The 16,324-nt window shown below is 73.1% G+C and carries 15 protein-coding genes; 10 read left to right on the forward strand and 5 right to left on the reverse strand.

Annotated features, from left to right (window positions below):
- Positions 1-68 precede the first annotated feature (68 nt).
- A complete protein-coding gene (locus ACZ6ZI_RS24840) occupies positions 69-1,628 on the reverse strand; it encodes a class I adenylate-forming enzyme family protein (RefSeq protein ID WP_469524280.1) in 1,560 nt (519 codons plus the stop codon).
- Between the two features lie 140 nt (positions 1,629-1,768).
- Between ACZ6ZI_RS24840 and ACZ6ZI_RS24845 the strand changes: the two genes are divergently transcribed.
- From ACZ6ZI_RS24845 to ACZ6ZI_RS24870, 6 genes are all read left to right on the forward strand, one after another.
- Positions 1,769-2,965: an amidohydrolase family protein gene (locus tag ACZ6ZI_RS24845; protein ID WP_469524282.1), complete on the forward strand. Its 1,197-nt coding sequence runs from the start codon at positions 1,769-1,771 to the stop codon at positions 2,963-2,965.
- Positions 2,965-4,119 carry an acyl-CoA dehydrogenase gene (locus ACZ6ZI_RS24850; protein ID WP_469524284.1) on the forward strand — a complete coding sequence of 385 codons (1,155 nt, stop codon included), beginning with the start codon at positions 2,965-2,967 and terminating at the stop codon, positions 4,117-4,119. The genes ACZ6ZI_RS24845 and ACZ6ZI_RS24850 overlap by 1 nt, the downstream gene beginning before the upstream one ends.
- A gap of 5 nt (positions 4,120-4,124) precedes the next feature.
- Positions 4,125-5,045, forward strand: a complete 921-nt coding sequence (locus ACZ6ZI_RS24855; RefSeq protein ID WP_469524286.1) for an acyl-CoA dehydrogenase family protein — start codon at positions 4,125-4,127, stop codon at positions 5,043-5,045.
- Positions 5,046-5,376: 331 nt separating this feature from the next.
- Positions 5,377-5,862, forward strand: coding sequence for an ATP-binding protein (locus tag ACZ6ZI_RS24860; protein WP_469524288.1), 486 nt, complete (start codon positions 5,377-5,379; stop codon positions 5,860-5,862).
- A 239-nt stretch (positions 5,863-6,101) separates the two neighbouring features.
- A complete protein-coding gene (locus ACZ6ZI_RS24865) occupies positions 6,102-6,611 on the forward strand; it encodes a hypothetical protein (protein WP_469524290.1) in 510 nt (169 codons plus the stop codon).
- A 192-nt stretch (positions 6,612-6,803) separates the two neighbouring features.
- Positions 6,804-7,046 (forward strand): hypothetical protein, encoded by a 243-nt coding sequence (locus ACZ6ZI_RS24870; RefSeq protein ID WP_363055419.1) that lies wholly within the window; start codon positions 6,804-6,806, stop codon positions 7,044-7,046.
- A gap of 155 nt (positions 7,047-7,201) precedes the next feature.
- Here ACZ6ZI_RS24870 and ACZ6ZI_RS24875 read toward each other — a convergent pair whose 3' ends face one another.
- Positions 7,202-7,720 (reverse strand): hypothetical protein, encoded by a 519-nt coding sequence (locus tag ACZ6ZI_RS24875; protein ID WP_469524293.1) that lies wholly within the window; start codon positions 7,718-7,720, stop codon positions 7,202-7,204.
- A 356-nt stretch (positions 7,721-8,076) separates the two neighbouring features.
- Positions 8,077-9,003, reverse strand: a complete 927-nt coding sequence (locus ACZ6ZI_RS24880) for a cyclase family protein (RefSeq protein ID WP_469524464.1) — start codon at positions 9,001-9,003, stop codon at positions 8,077-8,079.
- Positions 9,004-9,144: 141 nt separating this feature from the next.
- Here ACZ6ZI_RS24880 and ACZ6ZI_RS24885 point away from each other — a divergent pair, with 141 nt between their 5' ends.
- From ACZ6ZI_RS24885 to ACZ6ZI_RS24895, 3 genes are read left to right on the forward strand one after another with little or no spacing between them, the layout of a single operon-like run.
- A complete protein-coding gene (locus tag ACZ6ZI_RS24885) occupies positions 9,145-10,056 on the forward strand; it encodes an SDR family oxidoreductase (RefSeq protein WP_469524295.1) in 912 nt (303 codons plus the stop codon).
- A gap of 9 nt (positions 10,057-10,065) precedes the next feature.
- On the forward strand, positions 10,066-11,265 hold the full coding sequence (locus tag ACZ6ZI_RS24890; protein WP_469524297.1) for an acyl-CoA dehydrogenase family protein: 1,200 nt from the start codon (positions 10,066-10,068) through the stop codon (positions 11,263-11,265).
- Entirely contained in the window at positions 11,262-12,329 is a 1,068-nt protein-coding gene (locus ACZ6ZI_RS24895) for a Zn-dependent alcohol dehydrogenase (RefSeq protein WP_469524299.1), read from the forward strand. The genes ACZ6ZI_RS24890 and ACZ6ZI_RS24895 overlap by 4 nt, the downstream gene beginning before the upstream one ends.
- An 81-nt stretch (positions 12,330-12,410) precedes the next feature.
- Here ACZ6ZI_RS24895 and ACZ6ZI_RS24900 read toward each other — a convergent pair whose 3' ends face one another.
- On the reverse strand, positions 12,411-13,031 hold the full coding sequence (locus tag ACZ6ZI_RS24900; protein ID WP_469524466.1) for a flavin reductase family protein: 621 nt from the start codon (positions 13,029-13,031) through the stop codon (positions 12,411-12,413).
- A 234-nt stretch (positions 13,032-13,265) separates the two neighbouring features.
- Between ACZ6ZI_RS24900 and ACZ6ZI_RS24905 the strand changes: the two genes are divergently transcribed.
- Positions 13,266-14,054, forward strand: coding sequence for a VOC family protein (locus tag ACZ6ZI_RS24905; protein ID WP_469524468.1), 789 nt, complete (start codon positions 13,266-13,268; stop codon positions 14,052-14,054).
- Between the two features lie 52 nt (positions 14,055-14,106).
- Here the strand turns inward: ACZ6ZI_RS24905 and ACZ6ZI_RS24910 are convergent, their stop codons facing one another.
- Positions 14,107-16,254 (reverse strand): DUF11 domain-containing protein, encoded by a 2,148-nt coding sequence (locus ACZ6ZI_RS24910; RefSeq protein WP_469524301.1) that lies wholly within the window; start codon positions 16,252-16,254, stop codon positions 14,107-14,109.
- Between the last annotated feature and the right edge of the window lie 70 nt (positions 16,255-16,324).

The following is a 16,324-nucleotide window of genomic DNA, read 5'->3' on the forward strand; positions in this document are numbered from 1 at the left end:
CGGACCCGTACGGGATCGGACCCGGACCGGTGCCGGCACGGACCGTGCCCGCGCGGACCCGCGCGGGGTCAGGCGTACCGTTCGCGCAGGCGGTACTTGAGGACCTTGCGCAGGGCCTCGTTGCGGGGCAGCGCGTCGACGAGTTCGAGCTGTTCGGGCAGCTTGTGGGGGGAGAGCCCCTGCGCCCGCAGGTGGGCGGTCAGTTGCGGCAGGGTGAGCGGGGCGGCGCCGGCGGGCTGTTCCACGACGGCGCAGACCCGTTCGCCGCGTTCCGGATCGGGCAGGCCGACGACGGCGACGTCGCCGACCCCGGGAAGACCGTGCAGGAGGTCCTCGATCTCCTTCGCGGAGATGTTCTCGCCCTTGCGGATGATCACGTCCTTGGCGCGTCCGGTGAGGACGAGGTGGCCTTCGGTGGTGAGGTGTCCGAGGTCCCCGGTGATCAGGTAGCCGTCGGAGTCGAAGACCTCGGTCGAGGGGTCCTGGTTCAGGTAGCCCCGGCAGACGGCCTCGCCGCGCAGTCTGACCTCGCCGTCGGTGTGCGGGGGCAGGGGGGAGCCGTCGGGGGCGGTGATGCGGATGGACATGCCGGCCGGGGGGCGGCCCTCGGTCGTGGCGAGGTTCTCGGGGGTGTCGTCGGGGGAGCCCATGGTGATCATGGGGACCTCGGTCATGCCGTAGCCGTGGGTGAGCTGGCAACCCAGTTCGCGGACGACGGCGTGGTAGATCTCGGGCGGTTTGGGGGCGCCGCCGCCGGCGAGGAGGCGCAGGCTCGGTATGAGCTTGGTGGTGGGGTCCTTGCGCTGTTCGGTGAGGAACATCGAGTAGAAGGCGGTGGAGCCGCCGGCGACGGTGACGCCGTGGCGGCGGTAGCCGGCGAGGGCGTCCGGCATCGCGAACCTCTCGAAGAGGACCGCGGGGAAGCCGTACAGCAGCAGCATCACCGTGTAGTCGGGGCCGGCGATGTGGGCGAAGGGGAAGGCCATGGAGCCGACGTCGTCCGGTGTCAGGCGCAGGGCGTCGGCGAGGCAGGAGCCGCCGGCGATCAGTGAGCGGTCGGTGTGCAGGACGCCCTTGGGGTCGGAGGTGGTCCCGGAGGTCCAGTAGATCCAGCGGACGGCGGTGCCGTCGGCGGGGGGCGGGGGCAGGACGGTCGGGTCGCCGTCCGGGAGGGAGGCGTAGGCCTCGAAGACCCCGCGGGCGCCGAGGCGCTCGGCCATCGCGGTGTGGTCGTGGCCGCGCCAGACGCCGGGGACGGCGAAGAACTCGGCCTTCGACTCGCGCAGGGCGAAGCCGACCTCGCGGTCGCGGTAGAAGGGGATGACGGGGGACTGGACGGCCCCGATCCGGGCCAGGGCCAGGGAGAGCAGGACGGTCTCGATGCGGGTCGGGAGCTGCCAGGCCACGACGGTGCCGGGGCGCACGCCCATGTCGTGGAGGCCGGCGGCGACGCGTTCGGCGCGCTCGCGCAGGGCGCCGAAGGTCAGGGTGCGGTCGTCGGCGGGGTCGTCGGCGGCCTCGATGAGCACCGGGACGTCGGGGGTGAGGTCGGCCCGGTGGGCGACCAGTTCCCACAGGGTCGCGCAGCGGAGCGGCGGCCGGCCTTCTCGGTTCGTGGTGTCCGTCATCGCGGTCCTCCCTCGATGCACACAGCTGACGGTTGGTCAGATCAGGCGGAGAGCGTAGGGCGCCGACGCTTGTCGGTCCAGGGGTGGCGGGGCTAGCTTGTTTCTGACGACCCATCAGATGCGGTCGGATTGGGGAGACCATGGAACTGCCTCGGATCATCAGCGTCGACGACCACGTGATCGAGCCCGCCCACCTCTTCGACGTCTGGCTGCCGGCCAGGTACCGCGACCGCGGCCCCAAGCCCCTCACCGCCGGCATCGGCGAGCTGGAGTACGTCGGCGGCAAGTACGTGATCTCCATGGACCCCGACGGCCCGCCGACCGACTGGTGGATCTACGAGGACCTGAAGTTCCCGTACAAGCGCAACATCGCCGCCGTCGGCTTCGACCGCGACGACATGACCCTGGAGGGCATCACCCGCGAGGAGATGCGGCGCGGCTGCTGGGACCCCAAGGCGCGCCTCCTCGACATGGACCTCAACCACGTCGAGGCCTCGCTGTGCTTCCCCACCTTCCCGCGCTTCTGCGGCCAGACCTTCGCCGAGGCCCGCGACAAGGAGGTCGCCCTCGCCTGCGTCCGCGCCTACAACGACTGGATGGTCGAGGAATGGTGCGGCGACAGCGGCGGCCGGCTGATCCCCCTGTGCATCATCCCCCTGTGGGACATCGACCTCGCCGTCGCCGAGATCCGCCGCAACGCGGCCCGCGGCGTCCGGGCCGTCACCTTCTCCGAGATCCCCACCCACCTCGGCCTGCCCTCCATCCACTCCGGCCACTGGGACCCCTTCTTCGCCGTCTGCCAGGAGACCGGCACCGTCGTCAACATGCACATCGGCTCCTCCTCCCAGATGCCCGCCGCCTCCCCGGACGCCCCGCCCGCCGTCCAGGCCGCCCTGAGCTTCAACAACGCGATGGCCTCGATGATGGACTTCCTCTTCAGCGGGGTCCTGGTGAAGTTCCCGACGCTCAAACTCGCCTACAGCGAGGGGCAGATGGGCTGGATCCCCTACGCCCTGGAACGCGCCGACGACGTGTGGCGCGAACACCGCGCCTGGGGCGGGGTCCGCGACCTGATCCCCGAACCGCCGTCCTCGTACTACTACCGACAGATCTTCTGCTGCTTCTTCCGCGACAAGCACGGCATCGCCTCGCTGGACGTGGTCGGCCGCGACAACGCCACCTTCGAGACCGACTACCCGCACGTCGACTCGACGTTCCCGCACACCAAGGAGGTCGCCCTCGACCACGTCAAGGGCCTCGACGACGAGACCGTCTACAAGCTGATGCGCGGCAACGCCATCCGCATGCTGGGCCTGGACCTCGACCGGGACCGCTGATGGACCTCACCCACACCGAGGAGGAGGAGGAGTTCCGGGCCGAGCTGCGCGCCTGGCTCGCCGAGGTCCTCCCCGAGCTACCCGCCCGACCGTCCCCCGACGACTGGCCCGGCCGGCGCGCCTACGACGCCGGCTGGCAGCGCCGGCTCCACGACGCCGGCTACGCGGGCCTGCACTGGCCGGTCGACGCCGGCGGGCGCGGCGCCACCCCGACCCAGCACCTGATCTTCCTGGAGGAGACCGAACGCGCGGGAGCCCCCTACGTCGGCGCGAACTTCGTCGGCCTGCTGCACGCCGGACCGACCATCGCCGCCGAGGGCACGCCCGCACAGCGCGCCCGCTGGCTGCCGCCCGTCCTGCGCGGCGACGAGGTCTGGTGCCAGGGCTTCAGCGAGCCCGAAGCCGGATCCGACCTGGCCGCGCTGCGCACGCGCGCCGTCCGCGACGGCGACGACTACGTGGTCACCGGATCCAAGATCTGGACCTCGCACGCCGAGGTCGCCGACTGGTGCGAGCTGCTGGTCCGCACCGACCCGACGGCTCCCCGGCACCGGGGCATCTCCTGGCTGGCCCTGCCGATGGACGCGCCCGGCGTCACCGTCCGGCCCCTGCGCACCCTCGCCGGCTCCACCGAGTTCGCGGAGGTGTTCCTCGATGAGGTCCGCGTCCCCGTCGCGAACCGCGTCGGGGAGGAGAACGACGGCTGGCGCGTCACCATGGTCACCCTCTCCTTCGAGCGCGGCACCGCCTTCGTCGGCGAGGTCGTCGCCTGCCGGCGTACCCTCGCCGCGCTCGCCCGCACGGCCAGGGCCAACGGCCGCTGGGACGACCCGGTGCTCCGCCGCCGCCTGGGCCGCCTGTCGGGAGAGTTCGGCGCGCTGTGGCGCCTCACGCAGTGGAACGTCGCCGAGGCGCAGCGCACGGGCGGCGTCCCCGGGACCGGGGGCAGCGTCTTCAAGCTGGCCTACTCCCACGCGCGCCAGGAGCTCTACGAGGCCGCCGCCGAGGTGCTGGGCGCGGACTCCCTCGCGTTGGACGAGGAATGGGTCCTCGACCGCCTCTCGTCCCTGTCGTACACGATCGCGGCGGGCACCTCGCAGATCCAGCGGAACATCGTCGCCGAGCGGATCCTCGGCCTCCCGAAGGGGCGGTGAGCGGCATGGACTTCCAGCCGACGCGCGACCAGCTCGACCTGCGGGCGGGCGTACGGGACCTGCTGGCGGGCCGCTTCGGGCGCGAGGGGCTGCGGGCCGGCCTGGACTCCGGCGGGGCCGTGGACCGGAAGCTGTGGCGGGAGCTGGGCGCGGCCGGCCTCTTCTCCCTGCGGCTGCCGGAGGAGGCGGGCGGGGTCGGGCTCGGGCTGCCGGAGGCCGTCCTCGTCTTCGAGGAGGCCGGGCGGGCGCTGCTGCCGGGCCCGCTGGTGGCCACCCACCTGGCCGCCGGACGGGTCCCGGGCGCGGCCGAGGGGACGGTGGTGGTCACGGCCCACGACCTGGACGGGCCGCTGGTCGCGCACCTGGGCGAGGCCGACGCGGTGTTGGGCACGGCCCCCGGGCCGCTCCCGCCCGGCGAACGGGTTCGCTCGGCGGATCCGCTGACGCCGCTGTACGCGGTCGCGCCCGCGGACGCGCAGGCGGGCGCCCCGGCGCCGGCGGACCGGGAGGCGGGCGCCCTGCTCACGGCGGCCCTCCAGGTCGGGAGCGCGCTGGCGACGCTGGACATGGCGGTGCGGTACGCCGGCGAGCGCGAGCAGTTCGGCCGGCCCATCGGGGCCTTCCAGGCGGTGGGGCACCTGTGCGCGGACATGCTGGTGCGGGCGGAGCTGGCGCGTACGGCGGTGTACGCGGCGGCGGTCACGGCGGACCCGGCGGAGATCGCGGCGGCCAAGCTCCTCGCCGACGGGGCGGCCGTGGAAGGTGCCCGGGACTGCCTCCAGGTGCACGGCGGGATGGGCTTCACCTGGGAGGCGGACGTCCACCTGCACCTGAAGCGCGCGTGGGTGCGGGCGCGGCAGTGGCGTACGGCGGCGCAGGCGGAAGAGGCGTTGGCGCAGGCGCTGATCGCCCCGGAGGGTGGGTGAGGAGGGGTAGCAGCCTGTTACGAGAAGGCACGGGAGGGACGACGTGGGACGCATGTCCGATTACAGAGAGTTGATATCGCTTTGTGTCCTTCGCGCGCCTCGATCCGGGCCGGAGGCAGGGGTGTGCTCCGGTACGCTCCCACGAATGCGAGCGGTTGAGCGGCGCGAGCGTCGCACAGTATGCACCACGCCTACTCCTTCGCGCTGGAATATGCCCGAAGCGCTTGTTGTGGTGACTGTATGTCAACCATGCTGCTCGGCAAGGGGGTCACGGTCGGTGATCCCATCCTGTCGCGAGGCGAAGTGTCCGCCGGTTCGGATGGTGTGAGCGGTGCAGGTGCTTCAGGTGCAGCTTGAGGTAGGACCGGACCCCGCCGAGGTCGGTCGGGCCCGGCGATGGGCCCGCTCCAGGCTGGCGGGGTCGGGGGTGGGGGAGGACGAGCCGCTCGCGGAGACGCTCATCCTGCTGATCTCCGAGCTGGTCACGAACGCGGTCGTGCACACGGGCTGTCCGGCCGTGCTGCGGATGCTGTTCGGCGGGCCGGGCGTGCGGGTCGAGGTCGCCGACGCGAGCGACCGGGCCCCGGCGAGGCGGCAGGCCGCCGGGGACGACACGGGCGGGCGGGGGCTGGAGCTGGTGGACGGTCTCGCGGACCGGTGGGGGTGGCAGCGCGAGGGTGCGGGCAAACGCATCTGGTGCGAGGTCGACCGGGCGGCGGCCCCCCAGGCCCCGGCGGCGGTCGCGGCGGTCGCGGGGCTCGCGACCGACCCGGAGGAAAACTTTGCCCGGTACCGGGAACCGCGGGTGTACCTCTAACGAGGTGTTGACGGTTCGTCACATGTTGATCACCCTGGTGGTGAGCGATTCGTCGCGAGGGGACGCCAAGGGTCCTGTGCCTTGACGAGTGCGGGTCGTGGGGTGGCGGCTGCCGTGCCGCGCTCGGGGTGTGCACGAACGCACGCCGCCACCCGCAGGTCCCCGGTCCGGCCCGGTCCGGATCGGCGACGAACGACGGACCGGCGGCGCTGTCGGTGCCCGTTCGTACGATGATCGCCATGGCAGACATCTACGAGCTGGAACTCGCCCTGGACCTCGACGCGTCCACCCCCGAACCGGTGCTCGCGCGGCTCCGCACCCACCTCACGCCGTGGCCCGAGATCGACGGGGACGAGTTCGACGGGGACGGGTTCGACGGGGACGGGTTCGACGGGGACGGGTTCGATGGGGACGGCGTCCCGCCCCACCCGCTCGCGGAGTTCGACGCGGACGACGAGGCGTTCGAGGACGCGTACGACCCGGACTACCGGGTGCTCGCCCTGCGCGGGGAGGCGTACAAGGTCGGCGGGACGCTGCACGCCGCGCTGGAGCCGACGGAGCGCGGCCTGCGCCTGACCGCCCGCCAGGAGTTCCACGCCGAGAACCGCCCGGAGGTGCGGGCCCTCCTCGCGCTGCTGGCTCCGCACGTGGTCTCCCTGACGGGCCCCGTCGGCGGGCTGCGCTGGTACGAGAACGACGAGGCGCGCCCGCTCGTCCTGGACGCCGAGGGCGGCATCCGGCTGCCCTGAGGACCCCGGGGCGGCGCCGAGGGCGGCACCGCGGGCGGCGCGGTGCGGGCATGTCGGTCATATGACCATTCACCGTAGGAGGGTCTTGCCGGGCGCCATCGGAGTGAAGGGCCGTTCCCCGGGTGCCGCGTGCGGGGTTGAAGCGGTCACGCGCTCGTTTCCCGGCGCGTCGACGAGATTCCTAGGAGAGTCATGCGTATCCGTTCTGCCCTGACGTCCTCTGTCCTGGCCGCCGGCATCCTGCTGGGCGGTGCCGGCGCCGCGCTGGCCGACGGTGGTGTCGAGATCGGCAAGTTCGCCGGTGGGCACGCGCAGTTCGCGCACACCTGCTCCGCGGCCGCGGCCATCCCGCGGCAGGTCGGCCCGGTCTGGACCTCGACCTGCGCCGGCGAGGGCGAGAAGGAGTGGGCGAAGGCCTACCACCTCGGCGCCTGACGACCGCGCCACGCGAAGGGGCGGTCGACGTTCGCGTCGACCGCCCCTTCGTGCCGGGTGGGGGCACGGGGGTGCCCCCGGCCCGGGGGGTGGGGGTCGGGGGCACCGGTCGGGGAGGGCGGTCAGGGGCGGTCAGGGGTGGTCGTGGGTACGGGTCAGCAGGGCCGGATGTGGAAGACCGGGGTCCAGGAGGCGGTTCCGGAGTCCTTGGCGACGTTGGACCAGCGTTCGCTGCCGTCCGAGTTGTAGAAGCGGGCCCGGGTGCCGGAGGTCTGGTTGTTGTTGAAGGTGCCGTTGCCGATGCCGTTGAAGTCGTAGTAACCGCACCGGTAGTAGTCGTAGTTGACGCCACGCCCGTCCACGATGCACAGGTGGCCGTTGTTACAGGCCAGGGCGGTGTCGGGGGAGGCCAGGTCGCGGGTTTCGGCGCGGCCCGGGACGGCGAGGGTCACGGTGCCGCCGGCGGTGGCGAGCCTGTTGGCGGAGACCTGGCGGGCCTGGGGGTCCTCGGTGAGGAAGGCGTCGACCCGCTCCTGGAGTTGTCCGGCCTGGCGGTCGGTGAGACCCGCGGCCCGCGCCTGCTCCGCGTAGGCGATCCGCTGGTCGGTCGGGGTGGCGGTCGAGGCGTGGGCGGACAGGACGGGGCCCGCGATCAGGGCCGCTGTAGCGGTCATGATCGCCAGGGTCTTGCGCGCTGACATGGTGGTTCCCCTCTGCGTCGGCGACCGGAGGGCCTTCGTGCGCGACGTGCGCCGGCCCGGTGTCGCGGCCCATCCTTTCGAAGGCGGCGCGGCACATGAAGGGCGTAATCGGTCGCGATGGGGGCCTTCTGGGCTTACCACCCATACCGTCCCACCCCACCAGCCCCACGCGTCTCGCACGTCTGTGCGCGTGCCTCGGTGTAAGGGGCAACGGTTTTGCGGCCCTGGCGTGCGCGTTCCCCCGTCCCCCACCCCTCCCTACCCGCCCATCCCGCCCGAGTGGCGCGAAACAGGGCGAAGGGGTCGGGAACGGCCGCCGTCCGCGGGGGTCAGAGGAGGGCCACCGGGGAGACCGGGGTGCCCGTGGCGCCCACGAAGGGTTCCGGCATCGCGGACAGCAGGAAGGAGTGGCGGCCCGCTTCCGCACAGGCTGTGGACAGCGCCTCCAGGTTCCAGTTCTGGCCCTGGTGCATGCCCATCTCGACGAGGTCCAGCGCGTGTACGGGGAGCCACAGGTTCTCGATCTCCGGCGGGAAGATCTCGAAGGTGAGGGTGTCGTTCGCGACGGCGGCGACGTCGCGGGCGTGGAACCACTGCGGGGTGCGCACCGACAGGCCCGGTGACGGGAAGCCGTAGCCGTGCCGGTCGCCCGCCAGGTAGACCTGGACCTGGCCGGTGCGGACCAGGACGACGTCGCCCGCCCGGACCGTGACCCGGCCGAACTCCTCCGCCTCCGCCAGGTCCTCCGGGGTCACCGCGTGGTCGCCCGGGAGCCGGTCCAGGCCCTTGGCGCGGGCCACGTCCAGCAGGACGCCCCGCGACACGACGGGGGTGGCCTTGTCGATGCCGCTGAACCGGGCGCGCCCGTGCGCGGTGATCGTTGAGGCGGGGCGGCCGTTGTAGATGCGGCCCGAGTGGGAGACGTGCGTCAGGGCGTCCCAGTGGGTGCCCGACTGGAGGCCCATCGTCACGGCGTCGTCGCTGCACGCCACCGTCCCCGGGCCGAACAGCTCCTGGTTGATCTGCACCATCGTGTGCAGCGGGTTGATCCGCCCGGGGATCAGCCCCGCCTGCACCCCGTCCTCCTTCAGGGGCAGTGCCAGGGGGATCCGCAGGCCGTCGCGGACCTCGGCGGCGGCGGCCCGGACCACCTCCGGCGTGATCAGGTTCAGGGTCCCGATCTCGTCGTCGGCACCCCAACGACCCCAGTTGTTGACGCGTTTGGCGATGTCGTGGAACTCGGGGGGCAGGGACACGGTTCCCATCAACTCCTGTGTGTGCGAGGGCCGCTGTCGACGGTCGATGCCGACAACCGATGCCGACCGGGGCTTGTGCCGCGGCATCCGACTGGTCATAGAATCTAACGGACCGTCAGAAAACGCGGGAAGGGGCCGGACGTGGGGAACTTCTTGGCAGACAAGGTCGTCGCCGTCACCGGCGCCGGCCGGGGCATCGGCCGCGCGGTGGCACTCGCCGCCGCCGCCGAGGGCGCCAAGGTCGTCGTCAACGACTACGGCGTCGGGATGGAGGGCAACGCGCCCAGCAGCGAGGTCGCCGACGCGGTGGTCAAGGAGATCCTCGCCGCCGGAGGACAGGCCGTCGCCGTCGCCGACGACATCTCCACCATGGCCGGCGGCCAACGCGTCGTCGACACCGCGCTCGCCCACTACGGCCGCGTCGACGGGGTCGTCTGCGTGGCCGGCATCCTGCGCGAACGGATGCTCTTCAACATGTCCGAGGAGGAATGGGACCCGGTCCTCGCCACCCACCTCAAGGGCACCTTCACCCTCTTCCGGGCCGCCTCCGCCGTCATGCGCCGCCAGGGCGCCGGCACCCTCATCGGCTTCACCAGCGGCAACCACCAGGGATCCGTCGCCCAGGCCAACTACAGCGCCGCCAAGGGCGGGATCATCTCCCTCGTCCGCAGCGCCGCCCTCGGCCTGCACAAGTACGGGGTCACCGCCAACGCCGTCGCCCCCGTCGCCCGCACCCGGATGTCCGCCAACGTGCCCATGGAGCTCAAGGAGATCGGCGAGCCCGAGGACGTCGCCGCCCTCGTCACCTACCTCCTCAGCGACCGCGCCCGGGGCGAGGGCATCACCGGTCAGGTCTACACGATCGCCGGACCCAAGATCGCCGTCTGGGCGCAGCCCCGCGAACTGCGCGCCGGCTACGCCGAGGGCCCCTGGACCCCCGAGCGGATCGCCGACTTCCTGCCCGGGACCGTCGGCACCGACCCCATGCCGATGCTCACGCAGCTCGAAGCCATGGCCAAGGCGGCGGCCGCCAAGGACCGCCCCAACGCGTAGGGGGACCCGGTGGACTTCAGCTTCGGCCCCGAGGCCGAGGAACTGCGCCCCCGCGCCCGCGCGTGGCTCGCGGAGCACCTCGTGGGCCCCTACGCGCGCGCCGTCGGCCTCGGCGGACCCGGCGGCGAACACCAGGAGGTGGCCGTCCGGCGCGCCTGGGAGCGCGAGCTGGGCCGCGGCGGCTGGATCGGTCAGGGCTGGGACCTGCCCGACGGAACGTACGGCAGGCAGCGGCTCTCCCTGACCGGCCAGGTCGTGTGGGCCGAGGAGTACGCGGCGGCGCGCGCACCCGGCCGGGTCGGTCACATCGGCGAGAACCTCCTCGCCCCCACCCTGATCGCCTACGGCAGCCCCGAGCAGCGGGCCCGCCACCTGCCCGGCATCGCCCGCGGCGAGGAACTGTGGTGCCAGGGCTACAGCGAACCGGACGCCGGGTCCGACCTGGCCGGCGTCCGCACGAGCGCCGTGCGCGACCGGGGCGACGGGCTGCCGCGCGTCACCGGACAGAAGATCTGGACCTCGCTGGCCCGCGAGGCCGACTGGTGCTTCGTCCTGGCCCGCACCGAAGCCGGCTCGCGCCGCCACCGGGGCCTGTCCTTCCTGCTCGTACCGATGGACCAGCCGGGCCGCGTCGAGGTCCGGCCGATCCGCCAGATGTCGGGCACGGCCGAGTTCAACGAGGTCTTCTTCGACGGGGCCGTCGCCACCGACGTGGTCGGCGGCGAGGGCAACGGTTGGACCGTCGCGATGGGACTGCTCGCCCTGGAACGCGGCGTGTCCACCCTCGTCCAGCAGATCGGCTTCGCCGCCGAACTGGAGCGGGTCCTCGCCGCCCACGCCGCCTCCCCCGCCCCGGACCCGGTGCTGCGCGAGGAACTCGTACGGCAGTGGGCCGAGCTGCGCGCCATGCGCTGGAACGCCCTGCGCACCCTGGGTCGTGCCGGGGACGCGGGGGCGCCGAGCGTGGCCAAGCTGCTGTGGGGGCGCTGGCACCGGCGGCTCGGGGAGCTGGCCGTGGCCGTGCGCGGGGCGGCGGCGACGGTGGGGCCGGACCCCTGGTCGGCGGAGGTCCCGTACGGGGCGGGGCTCGACGAGGCGCAGAGGCTCTTCCTGTTCACCCGCGCCGACACGATCTACGGCGGCTCGGACGAGATCCAGCGGAACATCATCGCCGAGCGGGTGCTCGGCCTGCCTAAGGAGTCCAGGTGAGAGGCGTCGTGTTCGACGGCAAGCAGGCCCGGGTGGTCGCGGACCTGGAGATCCGGGAGCCGGGGCCGGGGGAGGTGCTGGTCGCGATCCGCGCGGCCGGGCTGTGCCACAGCGACCTGTCGGTGATCGACGGGACGATCCCCTTCCCGCCCCCGGTGGTGCTCGGGCACGAGGGCGCGGGGGTGGTGGAGGCGGTCGGCGCGGGGGTGTCCCACGTGGCGCCCGGCGATCACGTGGCCCTGTCGACCCTCGCGAACTGCGGGGCGTGCGCGGACTGCGACCGGGGGCGGCCGACGATGTGCCGCAAGGCGATCGGGATGCCGGCGCGGCCGTTCTCGCGGGGCGGGCGGGAGCTGTTCCAGTTCGCCTCCAACTCGGCGTTCGCGGAGCGGACGATCGTCAAGGCCGTGCAGGCGGTGCGGATACCCGAGGACATCCCGCTGACGTCGGCGGCGCTCATCGGCTGCGGGGTGCTGACGGGGGTGGGGGCCGTACTGAACCGGGCCAAGGTGGACCGGGGCGAGACGGTGGTGGTCATCGGCACCGGTGGCATCGGGCTCAACGTGCTCCAGGGCGCGCGGATCGCGGGGGCGTCCACCGTCGTGGCGGTGGACGCGAACCCGGCGAAGGAGGCGGTGGCCCGGCAGTTCGGCGCGACCCACTTCGTGGACGCCTCGGCCGTGGCCGACACCTCGGCGGCGGTGCGCGAGATCCTGCCGACGGGTGCGGACCACGCCTTCGAGTGCGTCGGCGACGTCCGGCTGATCCGGCAGGCGGTCGACCTCCTGGACCGGCACGGGCAGGCGGTCCTGCTGGGCGTGCCGGGCTTCAAGGAGGAGGCGTCCTTCCTCGTGTCGTCCATGTACCTGGACAAGACGATCATGGGTTGTCGGTACGGGTCCTCGCGCCCCCAGCGCGACATCGCCCTGTACGCCGACCTGTACCGGCAGGGGAGGCTGCTGCTGGACGAGCTGGTGACGGAGGTCTACCCGGTGGAGGACTTCGCGAAGGCCGTGGACGACGCCCACCACGGTCGGGTGGCCCGGGGGGTGCTCACCTTCTGACGGCGCACGCGCGCGAGCCCGGCCCGGTGGGACGACGGGCCGGGCTCGCGCGCTCCGGGGTGGGCCGCTCTCCGGTCGGGCTCAGTCGGTGGCCAGGCGGCCGAAGCGGCCCTTGTGGAAGAGGAGGGGGTCGCCCTCTCCCCGTGCGCCCATCGCCTCGACGCGGCCGACGACGATCAGGTGGTCGCCGCCGGTGTGCACGGCGTGGACGCGGCAGTCGATCCACGCGGGTACGTCGTCGAGCTGTGGCGATCCGGTCGCGGGGGCGGGCCGGTGGCCGACGCCGGCGAACTTGTCGGCGCCGCTGATCGCGAAGGCGCGGCACAGTGCGCCCTGGTCGGCGCCGAGGACGTTCACGCAGAACACCCCGGCGCGGGCGATGCGCGGCCAGGTGGTCGACGTGCGCGCCACCATGAACGTGACCAGGGGCGGGTCGAGGGAGAGCGAGGCGAAGGACTGGCAGGCGAAGCCGGCCGGCCCGTCGTCGTCCTCGCCGGGCGGGGCGGTGATGACCGTGACCCCGCTCGCGAAGTTGCCCAGTACGGCGCGGAACTCGGCGGGGCTCACGGGCGCCCGTTCGTCCTCCCCGACGGCCCGCAGGTCGGGCCGGGGGAGCGCGTCGATGCCCGCGCCCGCGGGATCCGGCCCGCCCGAGGTGGGGGAGCCGACCGACCTGAGGTATCGGACGACGGTGGCCGCCATCCCTGCGTGTCCCATCACCCTCCCGATTGAAGCTGACGGATCGTCAGATGTGAAGGGGTGGAGGAACGCGGGCACGCGAACGCCCCGCGCCGGGGGCGCCGCCGCCCGTACGGGTGAAACGCACGGGGTCGGTGGGCCGTACGGGGGCCCGCCCGTCGGGCGGTGGGCATCGTGGCGGGCGGAAACGAGGCGGTGCTCGTCCGCCGCCGTCACCACGGCCCCCAGGAGGACCTCATGCTCGGCACCGACTTCCACACCGGATCGCCCAACTGGCTGGACCTCGGCAGCCCCGACACGGCGGCCGCCGCCGACTTCTACACCCGCGTCTTCGGGTGGGAGCACGTCTCCGCCGGACCCGAGGTCGGCGGGTACGGATTCTTCCGGCTCGGCGGCCGGACGGTCGCCGCGCTCGGGCCGCTGACCGAGGAGGGGGCCTCGTCCGCCTGGACGGTGTACTTCCGCAGCGACGACGTCGACGCCACCGCCCGGGCCGTGACCGCCGGGGGCGGGCGGGTGCGCATGGAACCCGGGGACGTGATGGAGGAGGGCCGGCTCGCCGCGTTCACCGACCCGCAGGGCGCCGAGTTCGCCTGTTGGCAGCCGGGCAGGACCGTCGGGCTGGAGGCCGCCTCCGTCGAGAACACCCTCGTGTGGGTGGAACTGCACGCCCCCGACCCTCAGGCGGCCATCGCCTTCTACGCCGGACTGTTCGGCTGGCGCCACGCCGAGATGAGCACGCCCGGGATGACGTACCGCGTCCTGAGCGTCGCCGACGGGGACCAGGAGGACGGCTCCTTCGGCGGGGTCGCGCCGCTCGGCGAGGGCGCCGGCGACGGCGGGGCCGTGCGTTGGGTGCCCTACTTCCACGTGCCGGACGTGGACGCCACCGTCCGGACGGTGCGGGAGGCCGGCGGGAGCGTGCTGATGCCGGCCGCCGACGTACCGGACGTCGGCCGGATCGGCTGGGTCGCCGATCCGGCCGGCGCGGTGTTCGCCCTGCTCAAGCCGAACCCCGGGGCGTAGGGCGCGGCGGGCTCCGGTCGGCGGGACGCGCGCCCCGCCGACCGGACCGGTTTCACGGGGTCGTCTTGCCCACCTCCAGGTCGGCCGTCGGCTCCTTGACGGTGCCTCCGGGCGGGCCGGCCGCCGCGCTCGTGTTGTTCGCCGGGCGCGGGTCGGGGGTGAGGGAGTCGACCGTCGCGGTGTTGCGGATGTCGGAACCGTTGCCGGTGTACTCCGGGTCCAGCTTCACCTTGATCACCCAGGTCATCGAGGCGCCCGGGGCCAGGTGCGCCAGCGGGCCGCAGGTGATGGTCCGGCCCGAGGTGCAGGTCGGGTCGCCCGAGACGAAGCTCAGCGCGGTCGGCAGGACGTCGGTGACCGTGACCTGGTCGGCCTGCGAGGGGCCGTTGTTGACGACGGTCATCGCGTAGTCGAAGGTCTCGCCCGGGGCGACCGGGGCGCTCTGCACGGGCTTCTTCGTGATCGCCAGGTCGGCCGACGGTTCGGCGACGTGCCCGCCGGGGACGGTCGCCGTGCTCTTGTCGTTCTCCGACGCGGGGTCGATGTTGTCCGCCGTCACCTCGGCGGTGTTCCGCAGGTCGGAGCCGTCGCCCTTGTAGGCGGGGTCGACCTTCACCGTCAGCAGGTACTCGACGGTCTCGCCGACCTTCAGCGGGGTGGCCCGCTTGCACGACACCAGCCGGCCCGCGACGGTGCAGCCCGCCGGCGAGGAGGCCACGTACGACAGGCCCTCGGGCAGGTTGTCGGTCAGCTTCACGTTGAACGCGTCGGCCGACGGGCCCTTGTTGGTGATCCTGATCCGGTAGTCGAAGTTCTCGCCCGGGACCGGCGGCCGGCTGCCGACGGCCTCCTTGGTGACCCCGAGGTCCGCGGTCGGCTTGGTGACGGTGCTGCCCGGCAGGCCGGCCGGACTGCTGGTGTTGTTCTCCGGCTTCGGGTCCTTGGTCCGCGCGGTCGCGGTCGCCGTGTTGCGGATGTCCGAGCCGTTGCCCGTGTACTCGCTGTCCAGGCGGACGGTGAAGCGCCACGTCCGCGAGGCCCCCGGCTCCAGTACGGCCAGAGGGCCGCAGGAGACCGTACCGTCCGTGGCCGAGCAGCCGTCGGGCGAGGACACGAACGCGAGCTGCGCCGGCAGCCTGTCGGTGATCGTGGTGTTCACGGCGCGCGACGGGCCGTCGTTCGTGGCCGTCACCACGTAGTCGAACGTCTGCCCGGGAGCGATCGGGGTGTCGTTCGCGGTCCGCTTCGCCGTCCACACGTCGGCCTGCGGCTCGGTGACCCCACCGGGCGGCAGCACCGGCTGCGAGGTGTTGTCGGCGGGCTCGGGCTCCTTCGAGGCCGACGAGGACGTCGCCGTGTTGCGCAGGTCGGAGCCATCACCGGCGTAGGCCGGGTCCAGCTTCACCTTGAACGTCCACGTCACGTCCCCGCCCGGCGCCATCCGCGCCAGCGGGCCGCAGGTGACCGTCCGGCCGGACACCGAGCACGGGTCCGCGGAGGAGACGTACGTCAGCCCGTCGGGCAGGGTGTCCGTCACCACCACGTTGCGCGCGTCGGAGGGCCCCTTGTTGGACGTGCGGACCTCGTACTCGAACTCCTGGCCCGGCACGGTCGGCCCCGTCCCCAACGGGGTCTTCACGGTCGCCAGGTCCGAGACCGGCCCGAACGGCCCCGGCGGCAGCACCGGATCCGGCTTGTTGTTGCCGGGGTCGGGGTCCGTGGCGTCCGAGGTGCCGTTCGCGCTGTTGCCGAGGTCCGAACCGTCGCCCTGGTACGAGGCGCTCAGCCGGGCCTGGAAGCTCCAACTGCGGCTCTGCCCGGCCGCCAACTGCGGCTCCGGCCCGCAGGTGACGGTCTGGCCGACGGCCGTGCAGCCGTCCGAGGAACCCACGTAGGTGATCCCGTCGGGCAGCCGGTCCCGCGCCGTCACGTTCCGGGCGACCGAGGGACCCCGGTTCCGCGCCGTCAGGGTGTACGTGATCAGGTCACCCGGCGCCTTGGCCTTCGCGTTCGCCTTCGCCCGCAGGACCGTCACCTCGACGGAATGGGCGCCCCGGGCCGTCGAGGCCGGTGCCGTGGTGATGGCCCGTACGGTCGTGGGCTGTGCGGCCGCCGGGGCCGGTACGGCCCACAGTGCGGCCGCGCAGAGCAGCGGGGCCAAGGCCCGCGCCACCGACCGCCGGCCCGGTGTCGTCGTCATCGCGCATCGTTTCCGTTTCGTGCGTGAGAGACCGTACAGAGCGCTGTACGGGAGTTCGGGGAAGGACACC

Source organism: Streptomyces sp. NPDC103540, assembly GCF_055584445.1.

Excerpts from the sequence above, each read along its gene's own strand:
- ACZ6ZI_RS24840 (WP_469524280.1), bottom strand. The coding sequence starts at position 1,628 with ATGACGGACACCACGAACCGAGAAGGCCGGCCGCCGCTCCGCTGCGCG.
- ACZ6ZI_RS24845 (WP_469524282.1), top strand. The coding sequence starts at position 1,769 with ATGGAACTGCCTCGGATCATCAGCGTCGACGACCACGTGATCGAGCCC.
- ACZ6ZI_RS24850 (WP_469524284.1), top strand. The coding sequence starts at position 2,965 with ATGGACCTCACCCACACCGAGGAGGAGGAGGAGTTCCGGGCCGAGCTG.
- ACZ6ZI_RS24855 (WP_469524286.1), top strand. The coding sequence starts at position 4,125 with ATGGACTTCCAGCCGACGCGCGACCAGCTCGACCTGCGGGCGGGCGTA.
- ACZ6ZI_RS24865 (WP_469524290.1), top strand. The coding sequence starts at position 6,102 with ATGGCAGACATCTACGAGCTGGAACTCGCCCTGGACCTCGACGCGTCC.
- ACZ6ZI_RS24870 (WP_363055419.1), top strand. The coding sequence starts at position 6,804 with ATGCGTATCCGTTCTGCCCTGACGTCCTCTGTCCTGGCCGCCGGCATC.
- ACZ6ZI_RS24875 (WP_469524293.1), bottom strand. The coding sequence starts at position 7,720 with ATGACCGCTACAGCGGCCCTGATCGCGGGCCCCGTCCTGTCCGCCCAC.
- ACZ6ZI_RS24900 (WP_469524466.1), bottom strand. The coding sequence starts at position 13,031 with ATGGCGGCCACCGTCGTCCGATACCTCAGGTCGGTCGGCTCCCCCACC.
- ACZ6ZI_RS24905 (WP_469524468.1), top strand. The coding sequence starts at position 13,266 with ATGCTCGGCACCGACTTCCACACCGGATCGCCCAACTGGCTGGACCTC.
- ACZ6ZI_RS24910 (WP_469524301.1), bottom strand. The coding sequence starts at position 16,254 with ATGACGACGACACCGGGCCGGCGGTCGGTGGCGCGGGCCTTGGCCCCG.